This is a genomic window from Gordonia sp. IEGM753 (assembly GCF_050321825.1).
Classification (GTDB): domain Bacteria; phylum Pseudomonadota; class Gammaproteobacteria; order Pseudomonadales; family Pseudomonadaceae; genus Aquipseudomonas.
In genome coordinates this window covers 390,190-414,011 of sequence record NZ_JBNQGB010000002.1, presented here as the reverse complement: position 1 = coordinate 414,011, position 23,822 = coordinate 390,190, and the positions used below count along the sequence as shown (strand labels likewise).

The 23,822-nt window shown below is 58.3% G+C and carries 20 protein-coding genes and 1 pseudogene; 11 read left to right on the top strand and 10 right to left on the bottom strand.

The genetic code is table 11. The features are described 5' to 3' along the window. Positions 1-46: 46 nt before the first annotated feature. The 3 genes from ACQR3R_RS14835 to ACQR3R_RS14825 all read right to left on the bottom strand — a co-directional run bounded on the left by ACQR3R_RS14835 (position 47) and on the right by ACQR3R_RS14825 (position 4,823). Complete coding sequence (locus ACQR3R_RS14835) at positions 47-856, bottom strand: putative RNA methyltransferase (RefSeq protein WP_428273040.1); 810 nt, start codon at positions 854-856, stop codon at positions 47-49. Then, the gene (gene dapE, locus ACQR3R_RS14830; protein WP_428273039.1) at positions 856-2,007 is read right to left on the bottom strand and encodes a succinyl-diaminopimelate desuccinylase; all 1,152 of its coding nucleotides are present in this window, start codon (positions 2,005-2,007) and stop codon (positions 856-858) included. Before dapE ends, ACQR3R_RS14835 begins: the two co-directional genes overlap by 1 nt. A 224-nt stretch (positions 2,008-2,231) precedes the next feature. Then, positions 2,232-4,823 carry a glycosyltransferase gene (locus ACQR3R_RS14825; RefSeq protein ID WP_428273038.1) on the bottom strand — a complete coding sequence of 864 codons (2,592 nt, stop codon included), beginning with the start codon at positions 4,821-4,823 and terminating at the stop codon, positions 2,232-2,234. A gap of 229 nt (positions 4,824-5,052) precedes the next feature. On the opposite strand from ACQR3R_RS14825, the gene tcdA reads away from it, so the two are divergent. Further along, positions 5,053-5,865: a tRNA cyclic N6-threonylcarbamoyladenosine(37) synthase TcdA gene (tcdA, locus tag ACQR3R_RS14820; RefSeq protein ID WP_428273037.1), complete on the top strand. Its 813-nt coding sequence runs from the start codon at positions 5,053-5,055 to the stop codon at positions 5,863-5,865. A 98-nt stretch (positions 5,866-5,963) separates the two neighbouring features. Here tcdA and ACQR3R_RS14815 read toward each other — a convergent pair whose 3' ends face one another. The 4 genes from ACQR3R_RS14815 to ACQR3R_RS14800 form a co-directional block, all read right to left on the bottom strand. Further along, positions 5,964-6,368 (bottom strand): SufE family protein, encoded by a 405-nt coding sequence (locus ACQR3R_RS14815; protein ID WP_428273036.1) that lies wholly within the window; start codon positions 6,366-6,368, stop codon positions 5,964-5,966. Next, positions 6,365-7,570, bottom strand: a complete 1,206-nt coding sequence (locus ACQR3R_RS14810; RefSeq protein WP_428273035.1) for an aminotransferase class V-fold PLP-dependent enzyme — start codon at positions 7,568-7,570, stop codon at positions 6,365-6,367. The genes ACQR3R_RS14815 and ACQR3R_RS14810 overlap by 4 nt, the downstream gene beginning before the upstream one ends. A gap of 186 nt (positions 7,571-7,756) precedes the next feature. Continuing rightward, positions 7,757-8,791 carry a 2,3,4,5-tetrahydropyridine-2,6-dicarboxylate N-succinyltransferase gene (gene dapD, locus ACQR3R_RS14805; protein ID WP_428273034.1) on the bottom strand — a complete coding sequence of 345 codons (1,035 nt, stop codon included), beginning with the start codon at positions 8,789-8,791 and terminating at the stop codon, positions 7,757-7,759. A 33-nt stretch (positions 8,792-8,824) separates the two neighbouring features. Next, positions 8,825-9,187, bottom strand: a complete 363-nt coding sequence (locus ACQR3R_RS14800) for an ArsC family reductase (RefSeq protein ID WP_428273033.1) — start codon at positions 9,185-9,187, stop codon at positions 8,825-8,827. 140 nt (positions 9,188-9,327) lie between these two features. Between ACQR3R_RS14800 and ACQR3R_RS14795 the strand changes: the two are divergent. Together ACQR3R_RS14795 and ACQR3R_RS14790 are read left to right on the top strand one after the other, a co-directional pair. Further along, a pseudogene (locus ACQR3R_RS14795) lies at positions 9,328-10,197 on the top strand (cation:proton antiporter); the annotation flags it as partial. Positions 10,198-10,234: 37 nt separating this feature from the next. Beyond that, a complete protein-coding gene (locus ACQR3R_RS14790; RefSeq protein WP_428273032.1) occupies positions 10,235-11,014 on the top strand; it encodes a cation:proton antiporter domain-containing protein in 780 nt (259 codons plus the stop codon). 92 nt (positions 11,015-11,106) lie between these two features. Here ACQR3R_RS14790 and dapC read toward each other — a convergent pair whose 3' ends face one another. From dapC to map, 3 genes are all read right to left on the bottom strand, one after another. Further along, positions 11,107-12,306 carry a succinyldiaminopimelate transaminase gene (gene dapC / locus ACQR3R_RS14785; protein ID WP_428273031.1) on the bottom strand — a complete coding sequence of 400 codons (1,200 nt, stop codon included), beginning with the start codon at positions 12,304-12,306 and terminating at the stop codon, positions 11,107-11,109. Positions 12,307-12,398: 92 nt separating this feature from the next. Further along, positions 12,399-15,101, bottom strand: a complete 2,703-nt coding sequence (locus ACQR3R_RS14780; RefSeq protein ID WP_428273030.1) for a [protein-PII] uridylyltransferase — start codon at positions 15,099-15,101, stop codon at positions 12,399-12,401. Between the two features lie 44 nt (positions 15,102-15,145). Continuing rightward, positions 15,146-15,928 (bottom strand): type I methionyl aminopeptidase, encoded by a 783-nt coding sequence (gene map, locus ACQR3R_RS14775; RefSeq protein WP_428273029.1) that lies wholly within the window; start codon positions 15,926-15,928, stop codon positions 15,146-15,148. A gap of 374 nt (positions 15,929-16,302) precedes the next feature. Between map and rpsB the strand changes: the two genes are divergently transcribed. The 8 genes from rpsB (at position 16,303) to rseP (ending at position 23,783) form a co-directional block, all read left to right on the top strand. Further along, positions 16,303-17,040 carry a 30S ribosomal protein S2 gene (rpsB, locus tag ACQR3R_RS14770; RefSeq protein WP_003219330.1) on the top strand — a complete coding sequence of 246 codons (738 nt, stop codon included), beginning with the start codon at positions 16,303-16,305 and terminating at the stop codon, positions 17,038-17,040. A gap of 203 nt (positions 17,041-17,243) precedes the next feature. After that, positions 17,244-18,107: a translation elongation factor Ts gene (gene tsf, locus ACQR3R_RS14765; RefSeq protein WP_008432237.1), complete on the top strand. Its 864-nt coding sequence runs from the start codon at positions 17,244-17,246 to the stop codon at positions 18,105-18,107. Positions 18,108-18,317: 210 nt separating this feature from the next. After that, positions 18,318-19,061: a UMP kinase gene (gene pyrH, locus ACQR3R_RS14760; RefSeq protein ID WP_003172271.1), complete on the top strand. Its 744-nt coding sequence runs from the start codon at positions 18,318-18,320 to the stop codon at positions 19,059-19,061. Beyond that, positions 19,058-19,615 (top strand): ribosome recycling factor, encoded by a 558-nt coding sequence (gene frr, locus ACQR3R_RS14755; protein WP_428273028.1) that lies wholly within the window; start codon positions 19,058-19,060, stop codon positions 19,613-19,615. The genes pyrH and frr overlap by 4 nt, the downstream gene beginning before the upstream one ends. Positions 19,616-19,628: 13 nt before the next feature. Continuing rightward, a complete protein-coding gene (uppS, locus tag ACQR3R_RS14750; RefSeq protein WP_428273027.1) occupies positions 19,629-20,384 on the top strand; it encodes a polyprenyl diphosphate synthase in 756 nt (251 codons plus the stop codon). Beyond that, a complete protein-coding gene (locus ACQR3R_RS14745) occupies positions 20,384-21,190 on the top strand; it encodes a phosphatidate cytidylyltransferase (protein WP_428273026.1) in 807 nt (268 codons plus the stop codon). The genes uppS and ACQR3R_RS14745 overlap by 1 nt, the downstream gene beginning before the upstream one ends. Beyond that, the gene (gene ispC / locus ACQR3R_RS14740) at positions 21,187-22,377 is read left to right on the top strand and encodes a 1-deoxy-D-xylulose-5-phosphate reductoisomerase (RefSeq protein WP_428273025.1); all 1,191 of its coding nucleotides are present in this window, start codon (positions 21,187-21,189) and stop codon (positions 22,375-22,377) included. Before ACQR3R_RS14745 ends, ispC begins: the two co-directional genes overlap by 4 nt. Positions 22,378-22,430: 53 nt before the next feature. After that, a complete protein-coding gene (gene rseP, locus ACQR3R_RS14735; RefSeq protein ID WP_428273024.1) occupies positions 22,431-23,783 on the top strand; it encodes a sigma E protease regulator RseP in 1,353 nt (450 codons plus the stop codon). Positions 23,784-23,822: the final 39 nt, after the last annotated feature.

Sequence of the window (23,822 nt, the reverse complement as noted above, 5' to 3'; positions counted from 1 at the left end):
GGATTTAGCCGGCCTCAAGCCATTGCTCAAGGCCAAAAATTAAAGGTTATTGAAGTACGAAATAATCGTAGCGCATCGACACCGTCACCTCGAACGGCTCGGCCTGTTCGATGACTGCTGCCCGACGTTCAGCACTGGCACGCCAGCCGTGGGGCGTCATGGCCAACAGGTTTGCCCGGTCCTGGCTATTTTTTAGCGTGAGTTTGAACGCCAGTGTCTCGCTGTGTTGCAGCACCATGCCTTGCGGCACCAACGCCAAATGCTTGTCGTCAGTGTATTCGCGCACTTCGTCGTACAGGCTTTCACGCAGTTCCATCAGGTGACCGCTAGTCGGCCCTACTTTCATCAGGCCGCCGCCGGGACTGAGCAGGCGTTTGGCCTCTTCCCAATCCAAGGGGCTGAAAACGCTGGCCAGAAACTGGCAACTGCCGGAAGCGAGTGGTACCCGAGCCATGCTGGCGATCAGCCAGGTCAACTGCGGGTTGCGTTTGCAGGCGCGTTTGACCGCTTCCCGGGAAATATCCAGCGCGTAACCGTCCGCGTTGGGTAACGCATCGGCAATTTGCGCGGTGTAATAACCCTCGCCACAACCGATGTCCAGCCAGCGCTGCGGCGCGTACCCGGCTGCCAATTCAGCCAGGCGCTTGGCGACGGGCGCGTAATGACCCGCATTCAGGAAGTCGCGTCGTGCTTCGACCATCGCCAGGTTATCCCCAGGGTCGCGGCTGTTCTTGTGCTGCACCGGCAACAGGTTCAGATAACCCTGGCGTGCACGGTCGAAACGATGCCCGGCGGGGCACGCCACGCCGTTATCCACGGTGTTCAGTGGTTCGCTGCAGATCGGACAGGCAAGCATCAGGCGAGCAACTTGATCAGGGTCTGGTAGTAGATTTCGGTCAGCACATCGAGGTCGGCAGCCAGTACACGCTCATTGACCTGATGGATGGTCGCATTGACCGGGCCCAGTTCGACCACCTGCGTGCCCATGGTCGCAATGAAACGACCGTCGGAGGTGCCACCGCTGGTAGACGCCTTGGTGTCACGGCCGGTGATGTCTTTGATGCTCGAAGCCACTGCGTCCAGCAATGCGCCCGGTTCGGTGAGGAACGGCAGCCCGGAGAGCGCCCAGTCGACGTGCCAGTCCAGGCCGTGCTTGTCGAGGATGTCGGCCACTCGTTTTTGCAGGCCTTCAACGGTCGACTCGGTAGAGAAGCGGAAGTTGAACACCGCCACCAAGTCGCCCGGGATCACGTTGGTCGCGCCGGTGCCAGAGTTGACGTTGGAGATCTGGAAACTGGTTGGCGGGAAGAAATCGTTGCCGTGGTCCCAATGCTCTGCGGCCAGCTCGGCGAGTGCCGGGGCAGCAAGGTGGATCGGGTTTTTCGCGAGGTGCGGGTAAGCCACGTGGCCCTGCACGCCGCGTACAGTCAGTTTGGCACCGAGAGAGCCGCGACGACCATTCTTGACCACATCACCCACCAGCGTCGTGCTGGACGGTTCGCCGACGATGCACCAGTCCAGGCGTTCCTTACGGGCCAAGAGGCGCTCCACCACCGCTTTGGTGCCGTGGTGCGCCGGGCCTTCTTCATCGCTGGTGATCAGGAACGCAACCTTGCCCTTGTGATCGGGGTAGTCGGCTACGAAGCGCTCGGCTGCCACGGTCATGGAGGCCAGGCTGCCCTTCATGTCCGCCGCGCCGCGGCCGCAGAGCATGCCGTGTTCGTCGATGAGCGCGTTGAACGGGTCGATTTGCCAAGCGGTCACCGGGCCTGTCGGCACCACGTCGGTGTGGCCGGCAAAGCACAGCACCGGGCCGTCGTATTTGCCGTGGGATGCCCAGAAGTTATCCACATCTTCGATACGCATGGGTTCCAGCGCAAAACCGGCATCGCCCAGGCGCTGCATCATCTGCTTCTGGCAATCGGCGTCTACCGGCGTCACGGACGGACGACGGATCAGGTCGATAGCGAGTTGAAGGGTCGGCGAAAGGTCGGCGTGGGCCGTCATGAGGAAACTCCGGAAGCTTGAATATGGGCGCGGACTAACTAAGTGTGGGAGCCAGCCTGCTGGCGATGGCGGTGTGGCAGTCAACATAAACTGTGATTGTTACACTGCCATCGCCGGCAGGCTGGCTCCCACAGGGATGGATATCACGCCAAGCCCTGCAAAATGGCGGTTATCTTAAAGCAAAACGGCGGCCATTGGCCGCCGTTTAGTTCATCTGCGGCGATTTAGACCGCCGGTGCCGTCTCTGCCTCGATTGCCGGTTTCGGCAGCGAAGACAGGAACGCCATGATCAGCGCCGCCAGGTACGGCAGCGACTGCACCAACAACATGGCTACCCAGAAGCGCATGTCGTTGCTCGGCAAGCCTTGCACCAGGAAAATGCCCAGCGCTGCGCCCCACAACAGCAGCATGATGAACACTTCTTCCCTCGCCTCCGAAATCGCCACCCAGAAGCCGTGGTTGTCGGCATTTTTGGGTGTGCGGAAAAACGGAATGCTGCTGGTGAAGAACCCGTACAGCACCGCTTTGGCGATGGTGTGCGATAACGCCAGGCCAGCCAGTGCCGCGCAAAATGCATCCTTCAAATTGACGCCGACCGCGCGACGATAGAGGAAGATGATTTTGCCGACTTTAAAGACGAACAGTGCCAATGGCGGAATTGCAAAAATCAGCAGCGGCGGATCGACGCGTTGCGGCACGATAATCATCGCTGCCGACCACAACAGAGCACCGACGGTAAAGAAGATGTTCATGCCGTCCGCCACCCACGGCAACCAGCCCGCCAGGAAGTGGTAGCGCTGGCCACGGGTCAGCTCGGTGCCCTTGCCGCGCAGCAGGCTGGCGGTGTGGCGTTTGATGATCTGAATCGCGCCATAGGCCCAGCGGAAACGCTGCTTCTTGAAGTCGATAAAGGTATCGGGCATCAAGCCCTTGCCGTAACTGGTGTGGTAGTACGCTGCCGACAAGCCTTTTTCGAATACCCGCAGACCCAACTCGGCATCTTCACAGATGCACCAGTCAGCCCAGCCAAGCTCCTCCAGCACCGAGCGCCGGGTCATGGTCATGGTGCCGTGCTGGATGATCGCGTCACGGTCGTTACGGGTGACCATGCCGATGTGGAAGAAGCCTTTGTATTCCGCGTAGCAGAGCTTCTTGAACGTGCTTTCGTTCTGATCGCGATAATCCTGCGGCGACTGCACCACGGCGATTTTCGGGTCGGCGAAGTGCGGCACCATGTGCTTCAGCCAGTTCGGATGCACGCAGTAGTCGGAGTCGATCACCGCGATCACTTCGGCATCTTTGGCGGTGTGCGGAATCAAGTAGTTGAGCGCGCCGCCCTTGAACCCGGCCAGCGGTGCAACGTGGAAGAACTTGAAGCGCGGGCCAAGCGTTGCGCAGTAATCACGCACAGGTTCCCAAACCGCCGGGTCCTTGGTGTTGTTGTCGATGATCAGGACTTCGAAGTCTGGATAGTCGAGGTTGGCCAAGGCGTCGAGGGTCTGTTTAACCATCTCCGGTGGTTCGTTGTAGCAAGGCACGTGAATCGACACCTTCGGCCGATAGTCCGAATCGCCTTCTACCGGCAAGAATTCTCGCCGGCGCTTGTGCGTCCAGACCGCTTCGGCCAGTTCGTGGGCTTCGGTCAGCAGGACGATAAACACGCCGAGTGCGCCGAGTGCGAGCAGGAACCCCACCGTCAGGCTGAACCAGGTGCTGTACTGCTGGCTATAGTCGTAACCGATCCACACCAAAACCGAACCGCACAAAAAGGCGATGAAGGTCAGGAAGGTGCGGCCGCGTTGACGCAGTGACGAGCCGTCAATCATCAGCAGGGTCAGCGACAACAGCGCCAATACCACTGAGCCGATGGCCAACACGCGCCACTGCGGAATGGCAACTACCGGGCCTTCGAAGTTGAATTTTTGCTGGCGAGCAGCGTTGAACACGCCCCAATACGCGCCCACGGAGCCTTCGTCGCTGGCTTTCCATGGCTGGTCAAAGGCTTCGATCACAAAATAGTTGTAACCCTGGCGGTTAAGCTTGTTGACCAGCGTGCGCAGGTAAATCGCTTGATCCGCGGGCGAGGCGTCTGAACCGCCGCGCATGCGGCCGTTGCTCGGCCAGCCAACCTCAGAGAGCAGTAACGGTTTTTTCGGAAAGGTTTTTTTCAGGTCGCGGGCGCGATCCAGTACGAACTGGCCAGCCTTATCCACCGGGATGTGTTCCCAGTACGGCAAGATGTGCGCGGCAATCAGGTCGACGTGCTTGGCCAACTGCGGATTGTGTTCCCAGATGTGCCATTGCTCGGACGTGGTCACCGGCACTTTCACGGCAGCGCGGACGCGGTCGAGCAGTACGATCAGTGCTTCAGGCGTGATTTCTTCACGGAACAACGCCTCGTTACCAACCACGACGCGTACCACACTGCGTGAGGTGTTAGCGATCTCGATAGCGCGCTGAATCTCTCGTTCGTTGCGCTCCAGGTCCGGGCTGATCCAGATACCCAGCGTGACCCGCAAACCGAACTCTTCGGCCAGTTTGGGGATATCCCCCAGCGTGCCATCGACCGAGTAAGTACGGATGTTGTCCGTCAGCTTGCTCATGATCTCCAGATCGCGACGCATTTCATCGTCAGTCGGGTACTGGTCTTTTTGCGGGTACTGGCCCTGCTGGAACGGCGAGTACGAGAAGCCGGAGATCTGTTCAGGCCAGTTGGGGGCGGTGACCGGGCGATTAATCAGCGCCCAGAAGCCGGTAAACAAGGCAGCGATGGCAAGCACCACCACCAGGTTGAGTCCAAATTTACGCGATGACATAGCTATTTCGGGTTCCGGAGGCTGCTGAACGAAGGAACGGTCTGCGGCTGGCTGCCGAAGCGGCAGGCGCGCGCATCCTACACCGGGCGCTCACTGACCGTACAGCGGACAGGGAAATGCCGCACATTGGGCACTCTACTTTGTCTTAAGTTCTTACACTTGTAGCTGGAAGCTTAAAACTTGTCGCTGCGTAGCCCTATAATGCGCGCCGGTTTTTGGGGTAATGGTCATGAGTACAGAAGATCCGCGGTTTGCAGGCATCGCCCGGTTGTATGGCATCGAAGGTCTTGAACGCCTGCGCGCGGCGCATGTGGCGATTGTCGGCGTCGGTGGCGTCGGTTCCTGGGCGGCGGAAGCCATTGCCCGCTGTGGCGTGGGTGAAATTTCGCTGTTTGACCTGGATGACGTCTGTGTCAGCAACGCCAACCGGCAGCTGCACGCACTGGACAGCACGGTCGGCAAACCCAAGGTCGAGGTCATGGCAGAGCGCTTGCGCGGGATCAACCCGGACTGCACGGTGCATGCAGTGGCGGATTTCGTCACCCGTGACACCATGGCCGAATACATCACGCCGAACATTGACTGCGTAATCGACTGCATCGACAGCGTCAACGCCAAGGCTGCGCTGATTGCCTGGTGCAAGCGGCGCAAAATCCAGATCATTACAACCGGTGGTGCGGGCGGGCAGATTGATCCGACGTTGATTCAGGTGTGTGACCTGAACCGTACATTCAATGATCCACTGGCCTCGAAAGTGCGCTCCACGTTGCGCCGCGACTATAATTTTTCGCGCACTGTCACTCGCCATTACAGCGTGCCGTGCGTGTTTTCAACCGAGCAACTGCGCTACCCGAAACCGGATGGCAGTATTTGCCTGCAGAAGAGCTTCGTTGGCGACGGCGTGAAACTCGACTGTGCTGGCGGGTTTGGCGCGGTGATGATGGTGACGGCGACATTTGGCATGGTCGCGGCAACCAAGGCTGTGGATAAGATAGTGGCGGGTGTTCGGCGGCCTTCGGACCGGATTAAATCCGAGGCCTGATGGGTGTTGCTGATGGACCCCTCGCGAGCAGGCTCGCTAGCGCAGGGGATGTGGATTCGACACAGGTGCGATGTGTGTGAGCCTTCTTGCGAAGGCGATTAACCCGCCAACTCGTTCATTCGCAGTAACACGGCATTCAGGCCATTGCTGCGCGAAGGGGAGAGTTGTCGGTTCAGGCCCAACTGATCAAACCAGTCGGGCAAGTCCACCTGCTGTAACTCCACTGCAGATAACCCGTTAACCCGTGCCAACAGTAACGCCACCAGCCCGCGAATCAACCGTGCGTCGCTGCTGGCGCTGAACTGCCAGCGACCGTCCGTCAGCGATCCAACCAGCCACACCTGACTTTCGCAGCCATGTACGCGGTTGGCTTCGACTTTATCCACTTCGCCCAGCACTGGCAGGCGGTCGCCCCATTGCATCAGCAGCCGTGCCCGTTGTTCCCAACCGGCAGCACTGCGGAACGTTTCAAGGGCCGTGATGGCGTCCGCAGGCAGGTTCATCTCAACAGCTCCAGCGCTTGATCCAGCGCTTCAAAGAACCGTTCCAGGTCTTCGGAATCGTTGTACAGCGCCAACGACACCCGGATTGCTCCCGCCAGTTCAAAGCGCTTGAGCAGTGGCATGGCGCAGTGATGACCGGCGCGCACGGCGATTCCCTGTTCCGTGAGCAAATGCGCCAGATCAGAGTTATGCACACCTTCAACCACAAAACTTGCCAGGGCCAATTGCGGTTTGCCCAGCAATCGGATGCCGTTGCGTGCTTCAAGGCCTTGGAGTAAATAGTCATGCAGTGCCGCTTCGTGCGCGGCGACGGCGACTTGATCGAGGCTTGCCAGATAATCCAGCGTTGCCCCCAAGCCAATCACGCTGGCAATCGGCGGCGTGCCTGCCTCGAAACCCAGCGGTGCAGGACGAAAACGCGCGACGTGGTAATCGGCGTCCAGCACCATTTCGCCGCCGAATTGCCACGGCTTCAGGTGCTTCAGGGCTTCATTGCGCCCGAACAGGACGCCCAGCCCATCGGGGCCGTAAAGTTTGTGGCTGGAAAACACATAAAAATCACAGCCCAACGCTTGCACGTCATGTCGGCCATGCACCACGCCTTGCGCGCCATCGACCACGGTCAATGCGTTTTGCGCTTTAGCCATCGCCAACAGCGCGGGCAACGGTTGCCAGGCGCCCAGCACGTTGGACAATTGGCTGACGGCGAGCAAGCGGGTACGCGAACCCATCAGCGTTGCGGCGGCATCCAGGTCGATCAGACCGTCGCTGGCCAGCGGCAAAATGACCAGTTTCAAATCGCGACGGTGGGCGAGTTGCTGCCATGGCAGCAGATTGGCGTGATGCTCCAGTGCGCTGATAACAATTTCATCGCCCGGATTGAATAAGTGCTCCAAGCCATAGGCCAGGAGGTTCAGCGCAGAGGTCGCGCCATGGGTAAAGATGATCTGCCCGCAATCGCCGGCATTCAGCCATTGCGCGACTTTGCTGCGACTGTCCTCAAACGCCTGGGTAGCATGCGCGCCGGGCAAGTGTTGCGCGCGATGCACGTTGGCCGCGCCATTGGCGTAGTAATGCGTCAGGGCATCCAGCAGGGCTTGAGGCTTTTGCGTGGTGGCGGCGTTGTCCAGATACGTCTGGTCTTGCCGTTGCAGGGCGGCGATGGCCGGAAAATCGGCGCGCCAGGGAGAGGGAATCATCATGTTATTCGGCCCTGGTAAACATGGGCGGGTGTACGCCAAACCCATAGGAGCAAAGCTTGTGTGGCGAGGGAGCTTGCTCCCGCTGGGGCGCGAAGCGGCCCCAAAAGCTTTGCGACTGCTTCGCAGCCGAGCGGGAGCAAGCTCCCTCGCCACACAAGCCCGCTCCCACAGGTATTTGTATGACGCTTAGTTGTGAGCGTGCAGCGCTGCGTTCAATTCGATCGCCGATTTGTGGGTTTTGCATTCCACAGCACCGGTTTCCGAATTGCGACGGAACAACAGGTCAGGCTGGCCGGCCAATTCGCGAGCCTTGACCACTTTGACCAGTTTGTTATGCTCGTCCAGCAGCGCAACCTTGGTGCCGGCGGTCACGTACAGGCCCGACTCAACGGTGTTACGGTCACCCAACGGGATACCGATACCGGCATTGGCACCGATCAGGCAGCCTTCGCCAACCTTGATCACAATGTTGCCGCCACCCGACAGCGTGCCCATGGTCGAGCAACCGCCGCCCAGGTCCGAACCCTTGCCCACAAACACGCCAGCCGATACACGGCCTTCGATCATGCCCGGGCCTTCAGTGCCAGCGTTGAAGTTGACGAAACCTTCGTGCATCACGGTAGTGCCTTCGCCCACGTAGGCGCCCAGACGCAGACGTGCCGCGTCAGCAATGCGCACGCCGGCCGGAACCACGTAGTCGGTCATTTTCGGGAATTTGTCCACCGAGAACACTTCCAGCAACTCGCCGCGCAGGCGGGCTTCGAGTTGATGAGCAGCCAACTCACCGAGGTCGATAGCGCCTTGGCTGGTCCATGCCACGTTAGGCAGCAGCGGGAACACGCCCGCCAGGTTCAGGCCGTGTGGCTTGACCAGGCGATGGGACAGCAGGTGAAGTTTGAGGTAAGCCTCAGGTGTGGACGTCAGTTGTACGTCTTCGGCCAAAAGGGTCGCAACCAGTGGCTTGTGGCTTTCGGCCAGGCGGGTCAGCAGCGCGGCTTGTGTGGCGTCGACGTTTTTCAGCGCTTCGGCCAGTTGCGAGGCCTGGGCAGTGCTGAACGCGATGGCGTGGTTGCCGTCGGTGTAGCCCAGAACCGGGGCAATGGCGGCGACCAGTTCGGCTGAAGGGTTGAGCAATGGCTGTGCGTAAAACACTTCCAGCCAAGCGCCTTGACGGTTTTGAGTGCCGACGCCGAAGGCCAGGCTGAACAGAGTAGTGGACATGTAAATACCTCTAACAAAATTGAACGGGCGGGCTTACTTGAGCGCTGCCGCGTAGATATCTGGCTTGAAGCCAATCAGGGTTCGGTCACCGAGATCAAGCACCGGGCGCTTGATCATCGAGGGTTGTGCGAGCATCAGTTCGATGGCTTTCGGCTGGTCGAGATCGGCTTTGCGTTCGTCGTCGAGTTTGCGAAAGGTCGTGCCTGCGCGGTTCAACACCACTTGCCAGCCGTGCTCATCGCACCATTGGGTCAGGTGTTCACGGTCGATACCGGCCGTTTTGTAATCATGAAATTCATAGCTGACTGCGTGTTCATCGAGCCAGGTGCGCGCCTTCTTCATGGTGTCGCAGGCTTTGATGCCAAAAAGGTGCAACGTTTTGCTTGAGTCGGTCAAGGAATTGCCCCCTTTGCAGGTGCTGGAAAAAAAAGGTGAAAGATTATGCCATGGCCTTTGAGTTAATGGCGGTATTCAGGCGGGCCTGCGATGTCGTGCAACATTGGTGTAACGGCCTGCAACGAGTCTAAGCGGCTAATATGGCACTTCTACGCTGTCGATTGCCTGGGGAGCCGCGCTTTATGCAAACCGCCTACACCGTCCTGATCATGCTGATGCTGGTCAGCGTTTCACGCCTGGTTGGACGGGTGATACCGCTGCCGTTGCCACTGGTGCAGATCGCTGCAGGTGCGTTGCTGGCCTGGCCAACACTGGGCCTGCACGTGGCGCTCGACCCTGAATTGTTTCTTTTTCTGTTTCTGCCGCCGCTGTTGTTCTCGGATGGCTGGCGCATGCCCAAGCGCGAATTGTGGCGCCTTCGCGGGCCGATCCTGACGTTAGCGGTGGGTTTGGTGCTGTTTACCGTGGTCGGCGCCGGTTATTTCATTCATTGGTTACTGCCGAGCATTCCGCTGCCGGTGGCGTTTGCGCTTGCGGCGGTGTTGTCACCCACCGATGCCGTGGCCGTTTCGGCGATTTCCCAGAACCGCTTGCCCACACCGTTGATGCACATGCTGCAAGGTGAAGCCTTGATGAATGATGCATCAGGTCTGGTGACGTTCAAGTTTGCTTTGGCCGCGGCCGTCACCGGCGTGTTCTCACTGGCTAACGCCAGCCTGACGTTTGTCCTGGTCGCCGCAGGTGGCTTGGCTGTCGGCGTGGCATTGAGCTGGCTGGTAGGGCGCATGCGTTCCTGGATGATTGCCCGAGGCTGGGACGATCCCGCCACTCATGTGGTGTTCATGTTATTGCTGCCGTTTGCTGCGTATGTGCTGGCTGAGCGACTTGGCGCCTCGGGGATCCTTTCGGCGGTGGCGGCGGGAATGATGCAGAGCTGGCTTGATCTGCTACCGCGTCAGACCAGCACTCGACTGCTCAACCGCAGCGTTTGGTCGTTGTTGGAGTTCGCTTTCAATACCCTCTTAGTTTCTCCTACCTTTCCTGCTGTTGGGGTTGCAGCTGCCGGACATCATCAAAGCGGTCACCAGTCACGAAGCCTCGCTGTGGCCGACGCTGCTTTATCGTTGCCTCGATGTGGTAGCGATTTTTTGTGTGCTGTTGGTGCTGCGGTTTATCTGGGTGCAGAGCACCTGGCGGCTTTCAGGATTGTTGCGCCGCCTGCGCGGGCAGGCTGAAATGACACAGGTTCCGACTGCGCGCTCATGCTGGTTGCTGACGGTCGGCGGCGTGCGTGGGGCCGTCACGCTGGCAGGTGTCTTGTCAGTGCCGCTTTTGATGGGCAGCGAGGCGTTTCCAGAGCGCGACGTGATGATCTTCATTGCCGCCGGGGTCATTTTGCTGTCGCTGATCGCCGCGTGTATCGCCCTGCCGCTGTTGCTGCGCGGTATCGAGAAAAGTCCTGACGACAAACGTCGCAACGAAGTACGAGAAGCCTGGCGAAAAACCGCAGAAGCGGCGATTCATGCGTTGGAAGTTGAAGAGTCAAAACCACAGGACGCTGCCCAGGCAGCGCTGGCCACGGAACTCAAGGCGCGAATAATGTCCGAATATCGGCATCAACTCGATGTGTTCAACGACTCGGCTGAAGCCCAGGCGCTCGCGTTCCAAATGGACTTGCTGGAGCGACGGTTACGCTTGAAAGCACTGCGGGCGCAGCGCCTGGAGTTGTACAGCCTCAGTCGTCATCACCAGATTGGCGATGACGTATTGCGCGAAGTGTTGGGCGAACTGGACCTCAGCGAAGCCAACCTCGGCCAAGTGAAATAAACCCGTTCCCCGTAGGAGCGAGGCTTGCCCGCGAAGGCGTTTGACCTGACACACCGCTTTCGCGGGCAAGCCTCGCTCCTACAGGGGTGGGATTATTTGCGGCGCAGGATGAAGGTGCGAATCCGCTCGGCGGCTTCCACGCACTCGGCCAACGGCGCAACCAGCGCCATCCGCACTCGGCCAGCGCCCGGATTAAACCCATCGACGTCTCGCGACAGATAGGAGCCCGGCACCACGGTCACGTGCTCCTCAACGAACAGGTCTCGGCAGAACGCTTCGTCATCGCCTTCAACGTTTGGCCATAGGTAGAAACCGCCATCGGGGCGTTGTACATCCATCACCGGGCTCAGTATCTCAAGCACTGCATCGTATTTCTCGCGATACAACGCGCGGTTGGCGCGCACATGCACTTCGTCGTTCCATGCCGCGATGCTGGCCAGTTGCGTCTGAACCGGCATCGCGCAGCCGTGGTAGGTGCGGTACAGCAGGAAGCCTTTCAGGATGTCCGCATCACCGGCCACGAAGCCTGAACGCAAGCCGGGAAGGTTGGAGCGCTTGGACAGGCTATGGAATACCACGCAACGTTTGAAATCCTTGCGACCCAGTTCCACGCAGGCGCTGAGCAGGCCTGCTGGCGGCGTTTGTTCGTCGAAGTACAGCTCGCTGTAGCACTCGTCGGCGGCGATCACGAAGTCGTACTCGTCGGCCAGGGCAATCAGCTTTTTCAGGGTTTCGACCGGGATCAGTGCGCCGGTAGGGTTGCCTGGCGAGCACAGGAACAGGATCTGGCAGCGCTTCCAGATGTCGGGCGACACGGCATCGAAATCCGGGTTGAAACCGTTTTCATCAAGGCATGGCAGGTAATGCGGTTTTGCGCCGGCAAGGAACGCTGCACCTTCATAGATCTGATAGAACGGATTCGGGCTGACCACCAAGGCATCTTCGCCACGGTTGACTACGGTCTGGGTGAAGGCAAACAGCGCTTCGCGAGTGCCATTGACCGGCAGCACGTTGCGCGCAGGGTCGAGCCAGCCAGTCGGGACGTTGAAACGGCGTTCGCACCAGGCGCCGATGGCTTCGCGCAATGCCGGGATACCGAGTGTGGTCGGGTATACGGCCATCTGATCCAGGTTGTTTGCCAACGCTTCAGCGACAAAGCTTGGCGAACGGTGCTTCGGCTCGCCAATGGACAGTGCGATGGCACGTTTGTCCGGATTAGGCGTGACACTGCCGAGCAGTGCGCGGAGCTTCTCAAACGGGTAAGGCTGCAACTGGTTCAGAGCGTTGTTCATCGGGGGCCTCTTCTAATGTGGAAGCGAGTCATGTGGTGAGGGGATTTATCCCTCACCACACAGGCTCGCTCACACAGGGGGAATTTGTTAATTCAGATACTGATGCGTGACAGTTTGATATCCGGTTCCTGGCTGACGCTCAGCTGTTCGACGATGGCATCCTGCAAGCGGCTGCACAGCAAGGGGTCGGACAACGGCTGGTTGTTGGCATCGGTAATAAAGAACACGTCTTCAACGCGCTCGCCCAAGGTCGCAATCTTGGCGTTCTGCAGCGACAAGTCGAACTCGAGGAATATCGTCCCGATCCGTGCCAGCAATCCGGGCCGGTCGGGGGCGCTCAGTTCCAGCACCGTCACCGGACGCTGCGCATCGTTGTGAATGGTCACCTGGGGCGCAAACGCGAAATGCTTGAGCTGACGCGGCACGCGGCGCTGGATGATGGTCGGGTAATCGTCAGGGTTGCGCAGGGCTTCGGTCAGGCCGTCGCGGATCTGTTTGACCCGCGCCGGGTTATCGCCAATCGAGTCGCCATCGGTGTCGAGCACGATATAGGTGTCGAGCGTGAACTGACTGCTGGAGGTGATCACTCGCGCGTCGTGAATGTTTAGGTTCAACTGGTCCATTGCGGCCACGGTCACGGCAAAGAAATCGTGTTGGTCGGGTGCATAAATGAAGATCTGCGTGCCACCCTCGAACTCGCGCTGCGTGGTTTCCTTGATCAGTACCAACGGCCCGCCGTCAGCGGGTTGTTGCAAGATTGCATCACTGTGCCAGGCGACGTCGCCGGCGGTGTGGCGCAGGAAGTAGTCATCACCGAGTTGTGCCCACAGTTGTTCGACATCGTCCGGATCGGTGCCGCCACGTACCAGAATGTCCAGCGCGGCGCTCTGGGTTTGACGAATTTGCTCTTCGCGATCAACCGGGTTTTCCAGTCCGCGACGCAAAGCACGCTTGGTCTCGGTGTACAGCTGGCGCAAGAGGCTGGCGCGCCATGAATTCCATAAGGTCGGGTTAGTGGCGTTGATGTCAGCCACGGTCAGCACGTACAGGTAATCGAGGTGAGTTTCGTCGCCGACTATTTGCGCGAAGTCGTGAATCACCTGCGGGTCGGACAAGTCCTTGCGCTGGGCGGTGGTCGACATCACCAAGTGGTTCTGGACCAGCCAAACGATCAGACGGCTGTCCCACACCGGCAACTGATGGCGCTGGCAAAATGCTTCGGCATCCACTGCGCCAATTTCCGAGTGATCGCCGTGCCGGCCCTTGCCGATGTCGTGGTACAGGCCGGCGAGGTAGATCAGTTCAGGCTTGGGCAGCTTGGCCATGAGCTTGCTGGCCAGCGGGAATTTTTCCGACACCTGTGTGTACTGCAGCTTACGCAGATGCTTGATCAGGTTCAGCGTGTGGGCGTCGACGGTATAGATGTGAAACAGGTCGTGTTGCATCTGCCCGACAATAAAGCCGAACTCCGGCAGATAACGCCCAAGAATGCCGTAGCGGTTCATGCGGCGCAGGTTGCGGTGAATGCCGATCTTGCACTTGAACAGTTCGATGAACAGGCTGGTATTTCGAATATCGTTGCGGAATTCGTCGTCTATCAAGTGCCGATGTTCGCGCAGCAAACGGATGGTATCGGCGCGCACGCCTTTGATTTCCGGTTGCTGGGCCATCAACACGAAGATTTCGAGCATGGCAAACGGGGTGCGGCGGAACACATTGTCGTTGCGCGCTTCGATATAGCCATCGTGCAGCTGGAAACGCGAGTTGATCGGTTGCGGCGGTGTTTCGTCCTCCGGCGCCAGAATCACTTCTTCGAAGTGCTGGATGATCAAATCGCTGAGCTGGGCAATGCTCATGACCACGCGGTAATACTGCTGCATGAAGTTTTCGATGGCCTGCTTGGCATCGTCCCCTTCAAAACCCAGCAATCCGGCGATGGTGCGCTGGTAATCGAACAACAACCGGTCTTCGGAGCGTCCGGCAAGCATGTGCAGCGCGTAACGAACCTTCCACAGGAATTCCTGGGAAGAGGCGAGCAGAGCGTTTTCGCTCTCCACCAGGAAACCTTCGCCGGCCAGGGCGCGCAGATTCAGGGTGCCGTACTGGCGGCGCGCCACCCACAAAATCGTCTGGATATCGCGCAGGCCGCCGGGCGAACCTTTGACGTTGGGTTCCAGGTTGTATTCGGTGTCGTTGTACTTGTGGTGACGTGCTTTTTGCTCGGCTCGTTTGGCCAGGAAAAAATCCTTGCTGGGCCACATGTGCGCGGTGCTGGTGACGTCCAGCATGCGCTGGCGCAAGCGCTCAGGGCCGCAGATGGTGCGGCTTTCCATCAGGTTGGTGACGACCGTCAGATCGGCGCGGGCCTCAACAGCGCATTCTTCCACCGAGCGAACGCTCTGACCGACTTCCAGGCCAATGTCCCACAACAGCGTCAGAAAACGCTCAATGGAGTCACGGAAAATTTCATGATCGGCACTGTCCAGCAATATCAGCAGGTCGATGTCTGAATAAGGGTGCAACTCACCACGGCCGTAGCCGCCCACAGCGACCAGTGCGATGTCGGCGTCTTCGCTCCAGTCGAACTGCTCCCAGGCCTTTTGCAGGATGTTATCGACAAACCAGGCGCGGTCCTCGATCAGCCGGCGAATGTCGCGACCACTGCGAAAGCGCCCGTCGAGCACCTCGCGGGCCTGGCGAATAGCCTTCTTGAAGGCTGCAATGGGGCTAGCCTTCAGCGCCAGTTCAGCCTGGAACTGGCCGCGATCGAAAAGTTCTGGATCCACCTGCGGCATCGATTGGCTTTCCTGTCTATAAGGCTGAGAACTGCGCGTCTGAATCAGGCTGAAACGCGCGGGATGGTGTCATCGGCGCGCAACGTGAAAATCTCGTAACCGGTTTCGGTCACCACCAGCGTGTGTTCCCACTGCGCCGATAACTTGCGGTCCTTGGTGATCGCGGTCCAGCCATCGCCCAGCACCTTGGTGTCTGCCTTGCCCTGATTGATCATGGGCTCGATGGTGAAGGTCATGCCGGCTTGCAGTTCCATGCCAGTGCCCGCGCGGCCGTAATGCAGGATTTGCGGCTCTTCGTGGAACACCTTGCCGATACCGTGGCCGCAAAACTCGCGAACGACCGAGAAGCCGTTCTTTTCAGCATGCTTCTGGATCACTTCACCGATATCGCCCAAGCGGCAGCCGGGTTTGACGATTTCGATGGCCTTGTACATGCATTCCTGGGTGATTTTCGACAAGCGCTCAGCCCAGACCGGCACTGTGCCAACGTGGAACATGCGGCTGGTGTCGCCGTGGTAACCGTCCTTGATCACGGTCACGTCGATATTCAACGTGTCGCCATCCTTCAATGGTTTCTCGTTCGGGATACCGTGGCAGACCACGTGGTTGATCGAGGTGCAGATCGACTTGGGGTAGCCTTTGTAGTTGAGCGGGGCAGGAATGGCTTGCTGCACATTGACAATGTAGTCGTGGCAGATACGGTCCAGCTCTTCAGTGGTGACGCCCGGTTTGACATGTTCGGCAATCATTTCCAGCACATCGGCGGCCAGTTTGCCGGCGACACGCATTTTTGCAATGTCCTCTGGAGTCTTGAGGGTGACGGTCATACAGGCTCTCTCTGCGCTCGATGGCGCTTTCTAAAAACAGAACGGGCGTTTCGCAATCAGACTTCGCGGCCCTGAAAAACGCGATTCTAACAGACGATCAGGGCAAATCTGAGCCTCTGTGCATCGCTTCTCTCTATAGATAGGCGCATTCTTGAGCGATTCCAAGGGCGCAGATAAAGGCGCGCGTCAGGAATTGAGAATCCGGGTTCCGTTTTTTCAAGCTCTGTGATATAAAATGCGCCGCTTTCCGGGGATACCCCGAGAGGCTTAAATCCACACACGTGTCGACACGATGACCTGGGTGCCTTCAGCTGATGCTGCTGGTTGGTCATTGGGATACGTGGAGGCCAAACCCGACTTATTAAGGAACTATCATGTCCCAAGTCAACATGCGCGATATGCTGAAGGCCGGTGTGCACTTCGGTCACCAGACCCGTTACTGGAACCCGAAAATGGGTAAGTACATTTTCGGCGCGCGTAACAAGATCCACATCATCAACCTTGAAAAAACCCTGCCAATGTTCAACGAAGCTCTGACTTTCGTAGAGCGCCTGGCCCAGGGCAAAAACAAGATTCTGTTCGTCGGCACCAAGCGTTCCGCTGGCAAGATCGTTGCTGAAGAAGCAGCACGTTGCGGTTCGCCGTACGTCGATCACCGCTGGTTGGGCGGCATGCTGACCAACTTCAAAACCATCCGTGCTTCCATCAAGCGTCTGCGTGACCTTGAAGTGCAAGCCGAAGACGGTACTTTCGCCAAGCTGACCAAGAAAGAAGCGCTGATGCGCACTCGCGATCTTGAGAAGCTCGATCGTTCCCTGGGTGGTATCAAGGACATGGGCGGTCTGCCAGACGCTCTGTTCGTTATCGACGTTGATCACGAGCGCATCGCGATCACCGAAGCCAACAAGCTGGGCATCCCGGTTATCGGCGTAGTCGATACCAACAGCAGCCCGGAAGGCGTTGACTACATCATCCCAGGCAACGATGACGCAATCCGCGCTATCCAGTTGTACATGGGTTCGATGGCTGACGCTGTAATCCGCGGTCGCAACCACGTTGCTGGCGGCACCGAGCAGTTCGTTGAAGAAGCTCCGGTAGCAGCAGCTGAGTAATTGACGCCTTGGCGTTGACTCAGTAAGCAAAAAGGGGGCTTGGCCCCCTTTTTGCCACCTCGAAAACCATTTGTCGGCGCCCACTTGTGGCAGCGCACCCTGTGCGTTTGTAACGTGCAGCGGCTACAAATGGATTCGGGAAGAATTGAACGCCCGTTCGATCGGGTGGAATGGTTGAAAACCTATCCAAGAGGAATTTTGAAATGGCAGAGATTACTGCAGCGTTGGTTAAAGAACTGCGTGAGCGTACTGGCGAAGGCATGATGGATTGCAAAAAGGCCTTGACCAAGGCCGGCGGCGACATCGAAAAAGCCATTGATGACATGCGTGCCTCGGGCGCCATCAAGGCTGCCAAGAAAGCAGGCAACGTAGCTGCTGAAGGCGCTATCGCTATCAAGGAAGACGGCAAGTCCGCCGTTATCCTGGAAGTTAACTCGCAGACCGACTTCCTGGCCCTGCAAGACGACTTCAAAAACTTCGTCGCTGCCAGCGTTGAGAAAGCTTTCGCTGACAAACTGACCGACGCCGCTCCGCTGATCGAAGCTCAAGAAGCCGATCGTCTGGTTCTGGTTGGTAAAGTAGGCGAGAACGTCAACATTCGTCGTTTGACCCGTGTTGAGGGTGACGTTGTTGGTGCTTACCTGCACGGCAACAAGATCGGTGTTGTGGTTGCCCTGAAAGGCGGCAACGTTGAGCTGGCCAAAGACATCGCTATGCACGTAGCGGCGAGCAACCCTGAATTCCTGCTGCCATCGGAAGTTTCTGCTGAAGCGATCGAACGCGAAAAAGCCGTGTTCCTGCAGCTGAACGAAGAAAAAATCAAAGGCAAGCCTGAAAACATCGTTGAAAACATGGTTAAAGGCCGCATCAGTAAGTTCCTGGCCGAGGCGTCCCTGGTTGAGCAGGCGTTCGTCAAGAACCCTGAAATCAAGGTTGGCGAACTGGCCAAGAAAGCCGGTGCTGAAATCGTTTCCTTCACCTACTACAAAGTAGGCGACGGCATCGAGAAGCCGGTCGACAACTTTGCTGAAGAAGTTGCTGCCCAGCTGGCTGCCACCAAGAAGTAAGACGGTTTTTTAACTGTCGCCCTGAAGAGGCTGCCCGCTTACGCGCGCAGCCTCTTTTCAGATGGGGCACCAATTTTTTATTGGTTTCCCTTTGGAACTGGCTTACAAAGTCATGTTCCGATGGCGCTGTAGCAGCGCCAAGCTAGAGTGAACGCCAGCTGTAAACAGCTCGCAAAGAATTTTTAAAATACGCCGCAGGAGAGATTCGCAATGGCTCAGCAGGGCAGTGGTTATCAGGCTCGCTATAAACGCATTCTACTCAAGCTTAGCGGCGAGGCCCTGATGGGCTCCGAAGAATTCGGGATCGACCCGAAGGTTTTGGACCGCATGGCACTCGAAGTTGGCCAACTGGTCGGCATCGGTGTTCAAGTGGGCCTGGTAATCGGCGGCGGTAATCTGTTTCGCGGTGCGGCGCTCAGCGCGGCCGGCATGGACCGGGTTACCGGTGACCACATGGGCATGCTGGCCACTGTGATGAACGCCCTGGCCATGCGCGATGCGCTGGAACGTGCCAATATCTCGGCCATCGTAATGTCGGCTATTTCCATGGTTGGCGTGACCGATCACTACGATCGCCGCAAAGCCATGCGCCATTTGAACGCCAAGGAAGTCGTTATTTTCGCAGCTGGTACGGGCAATCCGTTCTTCACTACGGATTCGGCAGCGTGCCTGCGTGCAATCGAAATCGACGCTGATGTGGTGCTCAAGGCGACCAAGGTCGATGGCGTTTACACTGCCGACCCATTCAAAGACCCGCATGCCGAGAAGTTCGATCATCTGACTTACGATGAAGTACTAGATCGCAAGCTGGGCGTGATGGACCTGACCGCCATTTGCCTGTGCCGCGACCACAAGATGCCGCTGCGCGTATTTAACATGAACAAGCCCGGCGCCCTGCTGAATATCGTACACGGCGGCGCTGAAGGGACCCTGATCGAGGAAGGCCAACAATGATCAACGAAATCAAGAAAGACGCTCAAGAGCGCATGCAAAAAACCCTGGACTCTCTGAACCATGCATTTGGTCAGATTCGTACCGGCAAGGCTCACCCAAGCATTCTGGGCAGCGTGATGGTGCCGTACTACGGTGCAGACACCTCCATCACCCAAGTGGCCAACATCACTGTAAAAGACTCGCGCACCCTGCAAGTCGTGGCCTTTGAGCGCAACATGCTCGGCGCCGTTGACAAAGCGATCCAGAGCGCCGGTTTGAACCTCAATCCGACCAACCTGGGTGAGTTGCTGTTGATCTCCATGCCTGCCCTGACTGAGGAAACCCGTAAGGGCTTCACCAAGCAGGCGCGTAGCGCAGCTGAAGATGCTCGCGTGGCCGTGCGCAACATTCGCCGTGATGCCCTGGGCGATCTGAAAAAACTGGTGAAGGACAAGGAAATCAGCGAAGACGAAGAGCGTCGTGCTGCTGCCGATATCCAGAAACTCACCGACAAGGCTGAGGCCGATATCGACACGGCGACCAAGCAAAAAGAAGCGGACCTGATGGCCGTATAAGGGTCGCGTTTTCATGGATAAGACCAAGCAGACTGCGCCGTCCGCGGTGCCGCGCCATGTCGCGATCATCATGGATGGTAACAATCGTTGGGCGAAAAAACGCTTTATGCCGGGTGTCGCCGGGCATAAGGCGGGCGTGGATGCCGTTCGCGCGGTCATCGAGGTGTGTGCCGAGGCCAAGGTTGAAGTGCTGACGCTGTTCGCATTCTCCAGTGAGAACTGGCAGCGTCCGGCTGATGAAGTCAGCGCCTTGATGGATCTATTCTTCAAGGCGTTGCGTCGTGAGGCCAAGCGCCTGAACGAAAACAACATCAGCCTGCGCATTATTGGTGATCGCTCGCGCTTTCATCCCGAGCTTCAAGCCGCGATGCGTGAAGCTGAGGCGATGACTGCCGGCGCCAATCGCTTTGTCCTGCAGATTGCTGCCAACTACGGCGGTCAGTGGGACATCGCGCAAGCCGCACAGCGTCTGGCGCGTGAGGTTCAGGCCGGCCATTTGCGTCCTGAAGACATCACTCCAGAACTCTTGCAAACCTGTCTGGTAACTGGCGATCTGCCGTTACCGGACTTGTGCATCCGTACGGGCGGTGAGCATCGCATCAGCAACTTCCTGCTGTGGCAGCTTGCTTACACCGAGTTGTACTTTTCCGACCTGTTCTGGCCGGACTTCAAACACGACGCCATGCGCAACGCGCTGGCTGATTTCGCTTCTCGCCAGCGCCGCTTCGGTAAAACGAGCGAGCAGGTCGAGTCTGGAGCCCGGGTTTAATGCTTAAACAACGAATCATCACCGCGCTGATCTTGCTACCGATTGCCCTCTGCGGGTTTTTTCTGCTTGAAGGGTCGGGTTTTGCGCTGTTCATCGGGTTGGTCGTCACGCTGGGTGCATGGGAATGGGCGCGATTGGCTGGCTTCACCGCACAGCCGATTCGGGTCGCCTATGCCGCGATCGTCGCCGTGATGTTGTTCTTCATGTACATCCTGCCGGGTCTGGCGCCTTGGGTTTTAGGCGCTTCGGTAATCTGGTGGGCCGTTGCGACTTACCTGGTGCTGACCTATCCGCGCACCAGTGAGCATTGGGCCAGTGCCGCCTGCAAGCTGGTTATCGGGCTGCTGATTCTGTTGCCGGCCTGGCAAGGTCTGATCGAGATCAAGCAGGCACCTTTGGGTAACTGGTTGATCATGGCGGTGATGGTGCTGGTGTGGGGTGCCGACATCGGCGCTTACTTTTCCGGTCGAGCATTCGGTAAGCGCAAGCTGGCGCCGCACGTCAGTCCGGGCAAGAGCTGGGAAGGCGTCTATGGTGGTTTGCTGCTGAGTCTGGTGATCACTGCAATCGTCGGTTTTGCGCGCGACTGGAGCTTCGCCCAGATGCTGATGGGGCTGATCGGTGCAGCCTTGATCGTGTTCATCTCGGTGGTGGGCGATCTCACCGAAAGCATGTTCAAGCGTCAGTCCGGGATCAAGGACAGCAGTAACTTGCTGCCCGGTCACGGTGGCGTTCTGGATCGGATAGACAGTCTGACTGCAGCGATACCGGTATTTGCCGTGTTGTTGTGGATGGCGGCATCGTGAGTCGGCCGCAGCAGATCACCGTCCTGGGAGCGACTGGTTCGATTGGCCTGAGCACTCTGGACGTTATTGCTCGTCATCCGGACCGTTATCAGGTTTTCGCGTTGAGTGGCTTCACTCGCTTGAGTGAGCTGCTTGCGCTGTGCGTGAAGCATAAGCCGCGCTTTGCTGTTGTGCCGCAGGCGGCGGTGGCTCAGGTCCTTCAGGACGACTTGCAGGCTGCCGGGCTTTCGACTCGGGTGCTGGTAGGGGAGGAGGGGCTTTGTCAGGTCGCGTCCGATCCTCAGGTCGACGCGGTAATGGCGGCCATTGTTGGTGCAGCAGGTTTGCGCCCGACCTTGGCGGCGGTTGAGGCGGGCAAGAAAATCCTGCTGGCCAACAAGGAGGCGCTGGTCATGTCCGGCGCCCTGTTCATGCAGGCTGTGCGCAAAAGCGGCTCGGTGTTACTGCCGATCGACAGTGAGCACAACGCTATTTTCCAATGCATGCCAAATGATTTCGCGCGTGGGCTGGGTGCTGTTGGTGTGCGCCGTATTTTACTCACGGCTTCCGGTGGCCCGTTCCGGCAGACGCCTCTCGCCGAGCTTGCGCATGTTTCCCCTGCGCAAGCGTGTGCCCATCCCAATTGGTCGATGGGGCGCAAGATTTCGGTCGATTCGGCCAGCATGATGAACAAAGGCCTTGAGTTGATCGAGGCCTGCTGGTTGTTCGATGCCAAGCCATCCCAGGTCGAAGTGGTTATTCATCCGCAGAGTGTTATTCACTCGCTCGTCGATTACATCGACGGTTCCGTGCTGGCGCAGTTGGGCAATCCTGATATGCGAACGCCTATTGCCAATGCTTTGGCGTGGCCAGAGCGCATCGACTCAGGCGTGGCCCCACTGGATCTGTTCGCCATCGCTCGTTTGGATTTTCAGGCTCCCGATGAAGAGCGTTTCCCCTGCCTGCGTCTTGCACGTCAGGCAGCCGAGGCTGGCAATAGTGCGCCAGCCATGCTTAATGCTGCGAATGAAGTGGCTGTTGCAGCCTTTCTCGATGGGCGGGTTCGTTACCCGGAAATCGCGAGTATTATCGAGGAAGTCTTGAGTCTCGAGCCTGTAGTGGCGGTCGATGATCTCGAAGCGGTGTTCACGGCCGACGCGAAAGCGCGCGAACTGGCCGGGCAATGGTTGAGTCGTCACGGGCGGTAAGTACTGCGTTACGCTGGCCCATGCAGCACTGAATAGGATTGCGGAGAAAGTAGATGAGCGCGCTCTATATGATTGTCGGCACCCTGGTAGCTCTGGGCGTGCTGGTCACCTTCCACGAATTCGGCCATTTTTGGGTCGCGCGTCGCTGTGGGGTCAAAGTGCTGCGCTTCTCCGTGGGCTTCGGCATGCCGTTGCTGCGCTGGCACGACAAGAAAGGCACTGAATTTGTCGTCGCCGCCATTCCATTGGGCGGTTACGTGAAAATGCTCGACGAGCGTGAAGGTGAGGTGCCGGCCGATCAGGTCGATCAATCCTTCAATCGCAAGTCCGTCCGCCAGCGTATTGCAATTGTTGCCGCGGGTCCGATTGCCAACTTTTTGCTGGCGATGATTTTTTTCTGGGTGCTGGCAATGCTCGGCAGCGAGCAGGTGCGCCCGGTTATTGGTGCCGTTGAGTCAGGCAGCATTGCCGCCAAGGCAGGCTTGAGCGCGGGTCAGGAAATCGTTGCCATCGATGGCGAGCCGACGACCGGCTGGGCTGCGGTGAATCTGCAGTTGGTTCGTCGTCTTGGTGAAACCGGTTCGTTGCAGTTGCTGGTGCGTGACCAGGGTTCCACGGCGGATTCGCCGCGTGAGCTGGCACTGGATAAGTGGCTCAAGGGTGCAGATGAGCCCGATCCGATTCGCTCGTTGGGCATTCGTCCGTGGCGCCCGGCGTTGCCACCGGTTCTGGCAGAGCTCGATTCAAAGGGGCCAGCGCAAGCCGCAGGCTTGAAGACGGGTGACAGGCTGTTGGCACTTGATGGCAAGTCGCTGGATGACTGGCAGCAGGTGGTCGATACCGTCCGTATGCGCCCTGATACCAAAATCCTGCTGCGCATTGAGCGAGATGGTGCTCAAATCGACGTCCCTGTGACGCTGGCTTCGCGCGGCGAGAGCAAGGCGCCTAGTGGTTATCTGGGTGCTGGCGTGAAAGCTGTCGATTGGCCGCCAGAGATGATTCGCGAAGTCAGTTATGGTCCGATCGCCGCGATTGGGGAGGGTGCTCGACGTACCTGGACCATGAGCGTACTGACCCTCGATTCGCTTAAGAAAATGTTGTTCGGCGAGCTCTCGGTAAAAAACTTGAGTGGACCGATAACCATTGCTAAAGTGGCGGGCGCTTCTGCCCAGTCGGGTGTCGCTGATTTCCTGAATTTCCTTGCTTATCTGAGTATTAGCCTGGGAGTTCTGAATTTGTTGCCCATTCCTGTACTGGATGGGGGGCATTTGTTGTTTTATCTGATCGAGTGGACGCGTGGTCGTCCCCTTTCAGATCGGGTGCAGGGTTGGGGGATACAGATCGGTATCAGTTTGGTGGTCGGGGTGATGTTGCTTGCTCTGGTCAATGATCTGGGTCGACTGTAACGCTTCGCTGAATTGCGAATCTGCCGCATTTTGCGGCAG